The sequence below is a fragment of the Mucilaginibacter sp. dw_454 genome, from assembly GCF_018449775.1.
Classification (GTDB): Bacteria; Bacteroidota; Bacteroidia; order Sphingobacteriales; family Sphingobacteriaceae; genus Mucilaginibacter.
In genome coordinates this window covers 604270-618213 of sequence record NZ_JAAVVB010000002.1, presented here as the reverse complement: position 1 = coordinate 618213, position 13944 = coordinate 604270, and the positions used below count along the sequence as shown (strand labels likewise).

Annotated in this window: 8 protein-coding genes; all 8 read right to left on the bottom strand. The window is 42.4% G+C overall.

Going from position 1 to position 13944, the window contains the following annotated elements:
- Positions 1–29: 29 nt before the first annotated feature.
- Complete coding sequence (locus tag HB679_RS09845) at positions 30–1496, bottom strand: RagB/SusD family nutrient uptake outer membrane protein (protein ID WP_214071791.1); 1467 nt, start codon at positions 1494–1496, stop codon at positions 30–32.
- Between the two features lie 21 nt (positions 1497–1517).
- Positions 1518–4724, bottom strand: coding sequence for a TonB-dependent receptor (locus HB679_RS09840; RefSeq protein WP_214071790.1), 3207 nt, complete (start codon positions 4722–4724; stop codon positions 1518–1520).
- 64 nt (positions 4725–4788) lie between these two features.
- Entirely contained in the window at positions 4789–5931 is a 1143-nt protein-coding gene (locus HB679_RS09835) for an aminoglycoside phosphotransferase family protein (protein WP_214071789.1), read from the bottom strand.
- A gap of 329 nt (positions 5932–6260) precedes the next feature.
- Entirely contained in the window at positions 6261–7646 is a 1386-nt protein-coding gene (gene glmM / locus HB679_RS09830; protein ID WP_214071788.1) for a phosphoglucosamine mutase, read from the bottom strand.
- Between the two features lie 2 nt (positions 7647–7648).
- On the bottom strand, positions 7649–9580 hold the full coding sequence (nagB, locus tag HB679_RS09825) for a glucosamine-6-phosphate deaminase (RefSeq protein ID WP_214071787.1): 1932 nt from the start codon (positions 9578–9580) through the stop codon (positions 7649–7651).
- A gap of 37 nt (positions 9581–9617) precedes the next feature.
- Entirely contained in the window at positions 9618–10769 is a 1152-nt protein-coding gene (locus HB679_RS09820) for an aminoglycoside phosphotransferase family protein (RefSeq protein ID WP_214071786.1), read from the bottom strand.
- 137 nt (positions 10770–10906) lie between these two features.
- A complete protein-coding gene (locus HB679_RS09815; RefSeq protein WP_214071785.1) occupies positions 10907–12892 on the bottom strand; it encodes a hypothetical protein in 1986 nt (661 codons plus the stop codon).
- Positions 12893–12898: 6 nt separating this feature from the next.
- A complete protein-coding gene (gene galE / locus HB679_RS09810) occupies positions 12899–13939 on the bottom strand; it encodes a UDP-glucose 4-epimerase GalE (RefSeq protein ID WP_214071784.1) in 1041 nt (346 codons plus the stop codon).
- Positions 13940–13944: the final 5 nt, after the last annotated feature.

Sequence of the window (13944 nt, the reverse complement as noted above, 5' to 3'; positions counted from 1 at the left end):
TCTTCTAATCACAATCACTTAAAGCAATCCTAGTTATATCCCGGGTTTTGAATAAACTTACCCTTGCCTTCGGCAACGCGATTCGGCGAGAAAGGATATAGCACTTTATAAGGGGCAGTAAGTGTTGAGTGTTTAACTTCCTGGCAGCGTGATATAAACTTACCCATCCGGATTTCGTCTGCCCGGTATTGGCCATTCTCGCACCAAAACTCATGGCTTCTCTCTAATAAAATCAAATCGTTAAATTGAGATAGTGAGGCGTAATCTCCCAGCGCTTTCGGCGCCAGCCCGGCTCTTTTGCGAATAACGTTCACCAAATCCATAGCTTCCTGAGTTGGCGCGCCGGCGACATTGGCCAGTGCTTCTGCTTTTGACAACAATACATCGGCATAACGGTACATAATAATATCAACCGTAGTTAAACCGGTGGTACGATCAGCATCCTGGTTTATTTTTAGCGGGATAGGCCCGTAATTGATCAGCGTACCCGGGTTAGCCCTGCTGTAAGTAATACCATCTGTGCCGGTAAATTGCGTTATCATCATTGTTTTGCGGATATCGGCATCTTCAAAGCTGTCATAAAAATACCAGGTGCTTTGTATGGTACCGAAGCCGCCTTTTGGAGCAAACACTGCAGGCAATACCATTAACTGCCATTGGTTTTCGCTGGTACCTGCATAATCGCACGGTATGGCCCAGATAACTTCTTTACTGTTTTTAGCGCCTTCCAGATCCCACATACCTACATAATTAGGATCAATGGTGTAGTAGTTGTAAGCAATAATGTCATTACATAAAGTTGCAACCTCGGCGTAGTTTTTTTCGTGCAGATCTAATCTTATCTGGATCATTTTTGCCAGCCCTTTACTGAAACGGCCGTATTCGGCATCAGCAGGTGCAGGCAAATCGGCTGCAGCTGCAACCAAATCGGCTTTAATATAAGCTACCATATCAGCGTTTGATAAACGTGGAAGTATGGTCTCTTTTAAAGGGTTTTGCAAAGCGCTAAGCGGTGCTATTACAAGCGGACCGTACAAATCATACAAAGTATAAGCTAAGAGGCCGCGTGCGCAACGCACTTCGGCAATTGCTTTTGTTTTAATGGCATCACTCACTGTTGATCTTTGGATCAGATCAATGGTGTTGGTCATCATACTTATCTTATTATAATAATCATCATAATAATGGGTGAATGCATTATCAGCCGGCAAATAGCTTTGCAGCGTTGCCTTGTTTTGATCACCGTAAGGTCCATACAAAATTTCTGTGGTAGCATCTGATATATACATCACCCCTGTTTCTGCAGTGTTGAAAATGCCATCAGCGTAGCCACCTCTTAAAGGATGATATGCGGCGATAACCATAGCTTCAATATCGGCCTCTGTTTTAGGGAAAATAGCAGGGTTTATCTCCGAATAGTCGACAGATACAAGATCCTTCGTACAACTGCTTAGCAGTATGACTATCGACGCAATTATAAATTTATATCTTTTCATCTTTATAAATTTTAATATTAATTAAAATGTAACGTTTATACCAGCTAAGAACGACCTGATATTAGGGTAAGCAGCTGTATATGAGTCTGTTTCCGGATCGACACCTTTATATGGTGTTATCACAAACACGTTTTGACCATCTAAATGGAAGCGGATAGACGAAATCGATCCTTTTGCCCATTTAACCGGGATATCATAACCTATTGAAACGTTTTGCAACCTGATGAACCAGGCGTTCTCCATAAAGAAGTTACCCACCGGGTATGGCGAAAATCCGTAGAAAGAACTAGGCTGCGAATTAGTTGGATTGGTTGGTGTCCATCTGTTTTTAACCGTTTGCAAAGCATTATACCCTTGTGAATATATACCGTAAGCGCTCACGCCGTAATTTACGTAATTAGGGTCTTCCATTGACCTGCCTAACAATCCGTTAAAATCAAAATTAAGCGAGAACCTTTTATAAGTGAAAATATTGGTAACACCTATCATTGCGCTTGGGTCTGTGGTACCGAATAATTTTTCATCGGCGTTATCAATAATACCGTCAGGTTTGCCTGTTAGCAAGAATCGGCCATTGGCATCAACCACCGGGTTGCCGTTAGCATCGCGGACATAGCCATTGATATCTTTGACTTTGATCATGCCTGGTAATAGGGCTGGTTGCGAAACCGGCGGTGTTTCGCCGATCTGTAAAATACCATCAGAAACGTAATTAAAGTTAGCTCTGATAGGATCAGTAGCACTTTCATAAACATTAGGTTTCCAATCCGGCGAACGCGTTCTATAATTATTTTTATATTTCGAAAAAGTATATAAAGTTCTCCATTGGAAATCTTGTGTTTTAATATTACGAACGTTCAAGCTCACCTCAATACCCTTGTTCAATGTCGAGCCTACGTTGTATAGAACGGTATTGATTGGCTGATATGAGTTCAATGGCTTAACATCCAGCAAGCCAGATACTATACTACGAAATACTTCGACCGATCCATCAACTCTGCCGTTAAAAAGCGAGAAATCTAAACCTAAGTTGGCAGCGGTGGTAGTTTGCCATTTCAAATCAGGGTTTTCAAGTCTTGACAGCGAAACGCCGGTAAGCTTGGCGTCTGAACCAGACAAATAAGCGTTATAAGCGGTATAAGCAGCGAATGAGTTAGCATATTGAATATTGTTGCTTACAATAGATGCATTACCTGTTTGACCGTAGCTGAATCTAAGCTTTAATTGCGATACTGTATTCTTCATTTTAGCGAAGAATGATTCTTCGGCTATATTCCAGGCAACGGCTGCCGAAGGGAACGTACCCCATTTATTATTTTTGGCAAAGACGCTGGAACCGTCTGTACGTACAGTGGCGGTAAATAAATACCGGCTATCGTAATTGTAGTTAAAACGACCAAAATAAGAAGCTATCTCGTTGTTATCGCCAAATGATGTTGGCGTTTGTTGATTAACACCTGCACCAAGATTGTTCCACAGAAAAGCATCCGTAATAAAGCCGTTAGCACCTGCAGTAGAGCTTTGATCAATAAATTTTTGCTTAGATACACCACCTAACACTTCAAAATTATTGTGGTAAGCAATTGTCTTTTTGTAATTTACTGTAGCCTCTAACAGATAATTATCGTTACTGGTATTGCCAATAAATGCCGAGCCGTCCACTTCGGCACCCGCCAGTGTGGAGGTTGGTATATAGGTTTCGCGCAGCGTAGAGCCTCTGTCTACACCAGCTTTCAGGCGGATAACCAGGTCTTTTATTGGTGTAATATCCAAAAATGTATTTAACAACATACGCTCAACCCTACCCTGGTCTGTAATAGTAAGTAAAGAGTATGGGTTAGGCTGTAAGGCTAATTGCGGGTTAATTGGATAATTGCCGTCTTCGTCTATAGCCTGAATATGCGGCCCCTGCTGAATAGCAGCTCTTAAAATCCCAGAGTTTTCATATTGCTGTCCGCCTAGCTGACTATTTAAATTATCAATTCGGCTGGCCGTTAAATTAACGCTCAGCTTTACATACTTGCTTAATTCCTGGTCTATGTTGGTACGTAAAGAGTAGCGTTTTAAACCAGAGTTTTTAATAACACCATCTTGGTCATAATAATTAGCTGATACAAAATATTTAGTTGCTTGCGAACCGCCCGAAATAGAAACATTCTGCTGCAACGTTTTACCGTCACGGGTAACTAGTTTTATCCAGTCTGTACCGCGGCCCACGTTATTAATTGCATTTTGGGTATAAAGCTTACGATAAGGCGTAACTCCAGATGCGATAGCATCTGCGGCAGTATTTGTTCCGTAAGGCGCAATGTGGTTATCAAAATTCCATTGCTCCTGCCCCTGATCATTCCGCACCTGCATCCACTCATTAAGCGGCAGTACATCAAACGGATTTTTAAATTTCTGATAAGTAAAGTTTGCGCTATAATCAACTTTAGCCTGGCCATTTTTTCCGTGCTTAGTAGTTATCAAAATAACCCCGCTGGCAGCACGCGAACCATATATAGCAGTAGCACTCGCATCTTTTAATACCTCAATAGATTCTATATCATTCGGATTAAAAGAGGTTAACACGCTTTGGGTACCGCCATCGTATCTATTGTTGGTTCCTGGTTGTGTTAAATCTGAGATAGGGAAACCATCGACAATATATAATGGCTCTGAACTGCCGTGCACGTCATTGTTACCATTACCATTACCGCGCACCAATATATCCAAACCACCGCCCGGCTGTGCACTGTTTTGTACTATAGTTACACCCGCAACCTTACCTTTCAGCATGTTACCAATCTCCGGGCCTTGTTCAAGCACCAAATCGCTGGTTTTTACAGACGAAACTGCACCGGTAAGGTCCTTTTTAGTTGTTGTACCGTAACCAATTACCACCACCTCATTAAGGCCGGTATTTGATTCTTCAAGCGCAATGTTTAAGGCAGCGCTACCGCTAACCGCAATTTCCTTAGTAGTAAAGCCAATAAGCTTAACCACTAAAATATCGCCTGCACTCGCCTCGATGGTAAAATTACCTTTTACATCTGTAGTGGTAGCCGTTTGGGTACCCTTAACAGAAACAACCGTGCCGGGAAGTGGCTGCCCTTTTGCGTCGGTTACCGTGCCGCTGATGGGGCCCTGCCGGCGTTCATCAGCTACAGCCCTGGCTCTGGTTTTAGCCATTGCCGGTAAATACTGCAAGTTTAAAAGCAGCAGTACCGCAATAAAGGGCTTCATTTTGTGTAAATAATTGTTATACATACTTGGTTTTTTAGGTGGTACGTTAGTAAAAATTAATTCATTAATTGTGTGATAATTGTGTATTGATTCCTGTTAAAATTTCTTTATTGGCAGCTACCGTATCGGCAATGATCTGTCTTAGCTCCGGACTTTTTTCGTGCAACTTTTCAAATAGGCACAACTGGGCTTTAGTGCGTGTTAGGTTATGCTCCGGATAAGCTATTTTATAATAAGTATCGCCCTGTAAATAATCGGTTAAAAACCGCACGCCCTGCATATAAGGCAAAAGCAACATCCCCAATGAAAGCGACTCTATTTCCTTTTCGGTTAAAAAACCTATGGCTGTTTTGATATACCCCTCGGTGTAGGCCCTAAATAAGTCTACGTTTACCTGGATCTTTTCCAGATCAGGCTCGTCTTCGGCAGCGGTATTGGTTATAGTTCTGATCGCGTCGCCAAAATCAGATGCTACATAACCTGTCATAACTGTATCCAGGTCTATTACACAGATAGCGTTGTCATCCGCGTCAAGCAAAACGTTGTTTAATTTGGTGTCGTTATGGGTAATCCGTTTAGGTAACAATCCGGCGCGGCCCCATTGATTAATTGTACTCATAGCCTGCTCATGGTGGCTGATGGTAGCTATCTCTGCGCCTACCGTTTCAACCCGGCCAGCTTTATCAGCTTTTACCGCTTCATGAAAATCTTTAAGCCTTTTCTCAATATTATGAAAGTCAACAATGGTTTCTGACAGCAGCGTCGGGTCCATATCTGATAGCATGGATTGAAAGCGACCGAAGGCAGTACCTGCCTCATAAGCTTGCCGCGCTGTTTCTGCTATATCATAACTTTTGGATCCGGGGATAAAAAAATAAAGCCTCCAATAATTATCGCCTTCGTCCCGGTAAAAGGTATTGCCGTCTTTGGTATCAATAAGCTGTAATAATTTCTGATTATTGTCAGCGCCGAGTTTACTTTGAAGATGTGCGGTTACCCTGGCTATATTCTCCATCAAACCCAACACATCTTTAAACACATGATGATTGATCCGTTGCAATAAATAATCCGGACCGGCAGGGTTACTGTTTTTTAATAAGAAAGTATCATTTATATGCCCGTTACCGTAATTCCGCACTTCAGAAACCTCTCCCGTTATTTGGAATTTAAGCGCAATAGCGGCTATATCAAAGTCATGTGTGTTCATTAATACTATTTGGTTGTTTTTACTGATAAAATACTTTTATGTGTTCGTACACTTAAATACTATATACCAGTTTGTTATATATTTCTTAAATATAGTGTGTTCGCACACACAAATGCAAATTTATTTTAAAAAAAAGTTAACATTACGTAAATATAATTCCGCATATGGCTATAATTAGCCATATTTAATATGGAATTGAACTTAAAAACATCCTGTAAACGAACACATTTACATTTCACAGACATCCGCTCGCAACCTATTTTAAACGAAAAGAGGTTGTCAAAATGAATTGACAACCTCTTCTGTAGATTGTAATGATTGACGGTGTATCAGCTGCCCAGGTAATGCTGTATATCTTTAATGATATTTTGAGCTAATTCATCGGCGCTTTGCATGGAGTCAGACTCGGTATAGATCCTGATCACCGGTTCGGTGTTTGACTTGCGCAGGTGCACCCATTGCTTGCCAAACTCTATTTTCAATCCATCAATAGTACTATAGGGTTGTTGCTGATATTTTGCTTCAACCTTTTTAAGTAAGCCGTCAATATCCATCCCCGCTTCTAAGGTGATCTTGTTTTTCGAAATAAAATATGCGGGATAAGTTTCTCTTAAAGCTGAAATACTTTTTTCTGATTGAGCCAAATGGGTAAGGAACAAAGCTATACCTACCAGCGCATCCCTACCGTAATGCAACTCAGGATAGATAATTCCGCCGTTGCCTTCACCACCAATTACTGCGTTAACAGCCTTCATTTTGGTTACTACATTAACTTCGCCAACAGCCGAAGCTTGATAAACGCCACCGAGTATCTCGGTAACATCGCGCAAAGCACGGGTTGATGACAGGTTGGAAACTGTGTTACCGGGCGTATTTTGTAAAATATGATCTGCAACGGCAACCAGCGTATACTCCTCGCCAAACATGCTGCCGTCTTCGTTCACAAAACACAAACGATCAACATCCGGATCTACTACTATTCCCAAATCAGCCTTTGTCTCCAAAACCCTTGCCGAAATAGCACCAAGGTTTTCCGGTAGCGGCTCCGGGTTATGCGGAAAATCGCCATTTGGCGTACAGTATAGTTCTTCAATCTGCGTTACACCTAAAGCATTCAGCAAGGGAGGTAAAAAAAGTCCTCCGGTTGAGTTTACGCAATCAATAACTACTTTAAAATTAGCTGCTTTTATAGCGCTGACGTTAACCAATGGCAGGGCCAGTATTTTGTCAATATGCTTTTGCAGATACGAATCATTGTTAGTTACTGAGCCTAATTGATCTACTTCGGCAAATTGCCAGTCGGTAGCTTCGGCAAGTTCAAGTACCTTTTTACCTTCGTCGTCGTTAATAAACTCGCCTTTAAAATTAAGTAGTTTAAGTGCGTTCCATTGTTTTGGATTATGGCTAGCCGTGATAATGATACCGCCACCGGCTTGTTCATCAGGCACAGCAATCTCTACAGTTGGGGTGGTTGAAAGGCCAAGATCTATTACACTGATTCCCAAGCCCATTAAAGTGCCGGTTACCAGGTGGTTTACCATTTGGCCCGAGATCCGTGCATCGCGACCTATAACTACTTTGCGGTTGCCCGTAGTTTCAATAACCCAACGACCGTAGGCTGCGGCGTATTTTACAATATCGGCGGGCGTTAGTCCGTCACCAATAGTACCGCCAATAGTACCCCTGATACCTGAGATTGATTTTATCAGCGTCATGATTAAAGGGTATCGTTAAATTTAAATCGCACAAACGCTTCCATTGCCTCATATTCGGCCAGACCGAGCTGGTTGTAAATATTTGCAGTTTCGCTGGTGCGATCTTCTGCCCTCATCCAAAATTCCCGTGCATCATCACCCGGGAAAACCGGCCTGTCTTTTTGCGATTGGTGCTTAAAAATAGCTACACGTTTGCGTTCTACCTCTTTTGGCGATAGCGGCACACACATTTCTATTTCATAGGTTTCAAATTCATGCCAGGCTCCGCGATACAGCCACAACCAGCAATTTTTAACCCAATCTTCGGTTTCGCCAAGGCGCTTTAACGATTCATGTAAAATATCAAAACAGGTTTTATGCGTTCCATGCGGATCGGCAAAATCTCCCGCCGAATAGATTTGATGCGGTTTTACCTGTTGCAGAAGCGCCATGGTTTGTAGGATATCATCCTCATATGATACTTCCCTGCTCGTTTTGCGCTTATCATAAAACGGTAGGTTTTGAAAATGGATATGCGCGTCGTCAAGGCCTACAAACCGGGCGCCTGCTATGGCTTCGCCTTTACGAATCAAACCTTTAATGGTTTCAACTTCCTGCGGATCTCTTTGATTAGGCTGTTTTGTTTGAAGGAAGCTTCGCATGTTCTTGTAAATCTCCTCCATCTTTTTGTCTTCGATATTTTGCGAGCGCGAAAAATCAATCGCAAATTCTACAAAACGCAATGCATCATCATCCCAAACCGCGGTATTGCCGGATGTTTGGTAAGCCACATGCACATCATGCCCCTGATCTGCCAGGCGAAGAAAGGTACCACCCATAGAGATTACATCATCATCAGGGTGCGGCGAAAACACGATAACGCGCTTTCTTGCCGGCTCTGCCCGTTCTGGCCGCTGTGTATCATCAGCATTGGGTTTACCACCCGGCCAGCCGGTTATAGTATGCTGCAATTTATTGAAGATGTGTATGTTAATATTATAAACTGGCCCCTTTTCCGTCGCCAGTTGCGCCATACCGTGATTGTTATAATCATCATCGGTTAATTTTAAAATAGGCTTATTCAATGTCTTAGCCAGCCATATCACCGCTTTTTTAATCAGTTGCTCATCCCACACACAATCTTTTACCAGCCAGGGCGTATCAAAGCGGGTTAGTGCCGATGCTGCTGCGGTATCCAATACAAATTCTACATGGTCTGAATGCTGCAAATAAGTTGCCGGAATATCGGCAGAGATCTCTCCTTCTACCGCTTTTTTAATGATCTCAGCTTTTTTAGCGTTCCAGGCCATTAATATAATTTCGCGGGCCTTAAAGATGGTGCCTATACCCATGGTAATGGCTTTGGTAGGCACGTTGGCTTTACCGCCAAAATCATGTGCGGCGTCGCTGCGGGTAAGTTCATCTAAGGTTACCAATCGCGTACCTGAGTTTGGCGCAGAACCCGGCTCGTTAAAGCCGATGTGGCCCGTACGGCCTATTCCTAATATTTGCAGATCCAGTCCACCATAGGCAGTTATTTTTTGCTCATAATCCAGGCAAAAAGCGGCTATGTCGTCCTGCGCTAAAGCACCATCAGGAATGTGTACATTTTCAGGATCGATATCTACGTGGCTAAACAAATGCTTATACATAAACACTTTATAGCTTTGTAACGCATCCGGACTCATGGGATAATATTCGTCAAGATTAAAAGTCACCACGTTTTTAAAGCTTAGCCCTTCTTCGCGGTGCAGCCTAACCAATTCATTATACACGGCTATCGGCGTTACCCCTGTAGCCAGGCCAAGTATCACCTGTTCTTTTTTTTCTGATTTTTGCTTGATAATACCTGCAATACGTTGTGCTACCGCTTTTGACGCAGTAAGCATATCTGAATAAACCTTAACAGGCAGTTTTTCAAATCGGGTTTCTTCTAAAAGATTTAAGCGTGGCATAGTTTAATTGTAATGTAAGAAGGTGATTGATTATTAGTTAGCCGGCAATCATTTCGGCCCCGGTTTTTGATGTGTTTTTCAGATTTAACCATTCATTTTGGATGATACCGCTTAGCTTCTCTTTACTCATTTCCAGCATTTTAAGCAGTTGTATCTGTGCACGTGTGCGTTGCAGGTTATGCTCCGGAAACTGTGTTTTGTAATACACATCGCCTTCCAGGTAGTCAGTCAAAAAGCGGACGGCCTGCATGTAGGGAAGCAATAGTACACCCATCATCAGCGATTTCAATTCAGCTTCGGTTAAAAATGAAATGGTTTGGCTTAAATAACCTTTAGCAAAAGCCTCAAACAGCGGGATGTTTAATTGTATAGCATCAAGGTTCTTTTCATCCTCAGGAGCCATATTGATAATACTGCGAATGGCATCGCCAAAATCATACGCCACATAGCCGGGCATTACGGTATCCAGGTCAATAACACATTGAATTTCGTCGGCTTGGTCAAGCAGGATATTATTAAACTTAGTATCGTTATGCGTAATACGCAGCGGAAGTATACCGGCTTTGCCTTGTTGCAAGATCTCGTTCATGCTGTCGGCACGGCTTAGCAAAAATTCAATCTCCTCCGTTACAGACGATAGCCTTTGCGCGCTGTTATTTTTTATCGCACTATTAAAATCGTTTAATCGCTTTTCAATATTCAAAAAATCAGGTATGGTGCTCTCCAGCAGGTCTGGATGCAAATCGCACAGTAAATTTTGAAACCTGCCGAAAGCTACGCCGCCTTGCTGCGCTTGTTTAATATTGGTTACCAGGTCGTAGCTTTTTGTATTATGTAAGAAATTGGTCATACGCCAATAGTCGCCCTGCGCATCCTGGCAATAGTATTTACCGTTATTGCATTTAATTAGCGTTAGTACTTCTTTTTCGGGGTTACCGGTTTTGGCTATTTTTTGTTTAAGGTGATTGGTGACATAAACCATATTGTTCATCAGGCTGTCTATATCCTTAAAAACAAACTGATTAATTTTTTGAAGCAAAAAGTCGGCTCCATTCTTAGCTTTCGATTTGATGATAAACGTATCATTGATATGCCCGGACCCAAAAGTCTTTACCTCAAATTCACTGCCTCCGGTATTAAATTGTGCAATAATATCTGCAAAGTTGTAAGCTGCTGCTCTGTTATCCATTACTAAAATTCGGTATTTCAAGATCGCTTTAGGGCGATTTGAAGATTATAAAAAGTTACACTACAAATATAACACATTTTTGCGTGTACGTACACGCAAATTTCAAATATTTATTTCTTTAAAAAAATTGAGTCAGTTTAAAGAGAATTGGCGTTCATTACCTTCACCTCGTAAGGCGTCAATTTCACAACGATGGTTTTCCCGGCGTATGTTTTTCCATCTGATGATGTCCGGGCGTCATAGAAACTATAGTTATCGCTTAAATCTGCGGGGATTTCAAATACCTGTTTTACATTGACACTTATTGACTGTGGTATTGCTGTTGGGTTACGCAAAGTAAGTACGCCTTTATTATCGGCCCAACCGGCGTAGCCATATACCTGACCTTTTGCCGGGTCGCCGCCTACCCAATGTATATCTGCCAATTGTTTCTTGTGGGCTTTCGACCAATTTGCCGCGTCGCGAATAGTATTCCAGTCGTTACTACTTAGTTTGTGTGGATTGACATAGAGCTCCTGCAAGCCTGTACCCGTTCCAAAAAATGCCCAGATCTCGTCAGCGACATCTTTATCGTCCATTTCTAATTTTCCGGGCAGCCCGTTATCGGCGATACAAATACCGTGATACATGATGGAGTTAAGCGGAAAAAGCGGCGCACGTTTTACAATATTCTTGTAAGCCTGCGCATCCTTGTAAGTTATCCATTGCTGTCTTTTAGGGCCATCGCCTGCAAGGCCGGTATCATCACCGGCACGCCAGATGGCATCGCCATATTTTAACCAATAAACCGATGGCCAGGTGCCTACCGTTAAGCTTAGGTATAAATCAGGCTTATTACTTCTTAACTCGGTGATGAGTTTTAAAAATGCCTCTATATCTTTTTGATAAGTGATACTCGCCCCGCTGGCGCCGTTGCCGGCCCCTACTCCATCAAACTTAAACATCGATACATTATAGTCTTTAATGAATGATAACGTAACGTCTCTAAAACGATTGTAGTAAACAGGCCCGGTTAATGAGAATCCATTCTTGTTGGTTTCGAACGGGGGATTTTGTTTTTTACCATACGCCAGTCGTTGTGCCTTGGGTTCGTCATATCCGCCCCATGGCGAGATCCATACGCCCAATTGCGCGTTGACTGCTTTGGTTGCTTTGCTTAAGTTGGTAAACCCGTCGGGGAAACCCGGATTAAACTGCCAGAGACTTTTATTGTTATCCCAGCCGTCATCAAACAAAAAGGCGTCCAGCTTTACGGCCCTTTTGTTGATGAGACTGTCTGCAAAGATTTTTATCCGGTCTAAACAAACACTGTCGCTTAGTTTTCTGTCCACCCATGAAAGATCAAACCACGAGTTGTAATGCAATACCTGGCGATATGGATGGGCGCGTTGACGTTCTACATAATATAAAAACCCACGGCGCAACTGCCCGGTGGGCACAACGCCAAATACTGAGGATATGGTTAGAGGATTATCAGATCTTAACGATTCTAACCGCGGCAAATAAGCCGTGGTGTAAGCTTTATCAGTTGAGATTTGGCTCATTGGGTGCTCGACCGAAAAAAACATATTACCATGCACCAATGGTGAGCCATCTACGGTGCCTACTTTTTTTGCGGCTACAGCACCTGGTAATTTGATCAACGTGATCTTGCTAATCTTTATAGAATCTTTAGTTTCAAAAGTAAATACCTGTTTTACAAAATTGTCGTCGTTTCTTAATGATGCTTCCCAGTGTACTTTTAAGTCTAATTTACTGCTTTGAAGGTTTGCTGCGTAAATCTCTTTGCCTGGGCCATTGCTTAAAATCGGCGAACCATTCAGCGTAAAATCATTGGAGTTAACAACAGTGCCGTTGGCCAACAAAAGTTCAAAAACCGGCGCATCTAATAATACACGCTCGTGGCTTTGCTTATCCTGAAAACTGCTCAAGGTTAGTTTATCCGCTGCGCTTTTAAGGCTTAAACTAAGCACATCGTTTTGTAATAATACCGTATTACTTTGCTTTTTTACAATTGGCTTTCCAGGAGCAATGCCGGGGTAAACCACCTGTGCATTACTGTATTGTAAGCCTAGAAAAAGATAGGCAAGCCCTGCTAAAATGTATTTTCTAAGATCGATCATCGTTATCTAAAAAGGATTTTCGTTTATATATTTTTCCCATGCCCAGGCAGATGCCAACATCTCGTCAAGGCCTGATTGGGCAGTCCAGTTCAATTCATTTTGTGCTTTGGTAACATCGCCCCAAATTTTAATAATATCGCCTTCACGGCGGTTGCCAATACGGTAATTTAGCGTTACGCCTGTTACACGTTCAAAAGCGTTAACTACTTCCAATACAGAATTACCCTTACCTGTGCCTACATTAAAAGTCTCGTAAACGGCTTTCGTCTGCCTGGCTTCCATGCGTTTAATGGCTGCAACATGAGCTTTGGCCAAATCTACTACATGAATATAATCACGAATACAACTTCCATCGGCTGTATCATAATCGTCGCCATAAACAGTTATCTGCCCGCGTTTACCAATGGCCGATTGGGTAACAAAGGGCACCAGGTTTTGTGGTACGCCAATAGGCAGTTCGCCAATTAACGCCGAAGCATGAGCGCCCACCGGGTTAAAATAACGTAGTGCAGTTACTTTTAATTTCTGGCCTGCATTAGCTGTTTCTCTCAATATTTCCTCGCCAATTTGTTTGGTATTACCATAGGGCGATTCGGCCGTTTTTACAGGCGCCACTTCGTTCACAGGCAATACATCCGGCTCGCCATAAACGGTACATGATGAAGAAAATACAAAGTTTAATGGCCGGCCTTTAATAGCGTTGAGCAGGTTTACCAAAGTACAGATGTTATTATCATAGTAAAGCAAAGGCTCTTTAACCGATTCGCCCACCGATTTGGATGCTGCGAAATGGATAATACCCCCCAGATTAGGCAGCGACCGGATAAACTCAAACACGCCTATTTTGTTCCGCAGATCAAGTTTTTCAAAAACGGGCATTACACCCGTAATGGTTTTTATCTGGTCGAGGATTTTGATATTGGAATTGGACAGATTATCTATGATTACAACCTCATAACCGCTTTGCTGCAGCTCGACAACCGTGTGGGCACCAATATAACCTGTGCCGCCGGTAACTAGTATTTTGCTTTTTTTTGAGCCGCTCATTCTTT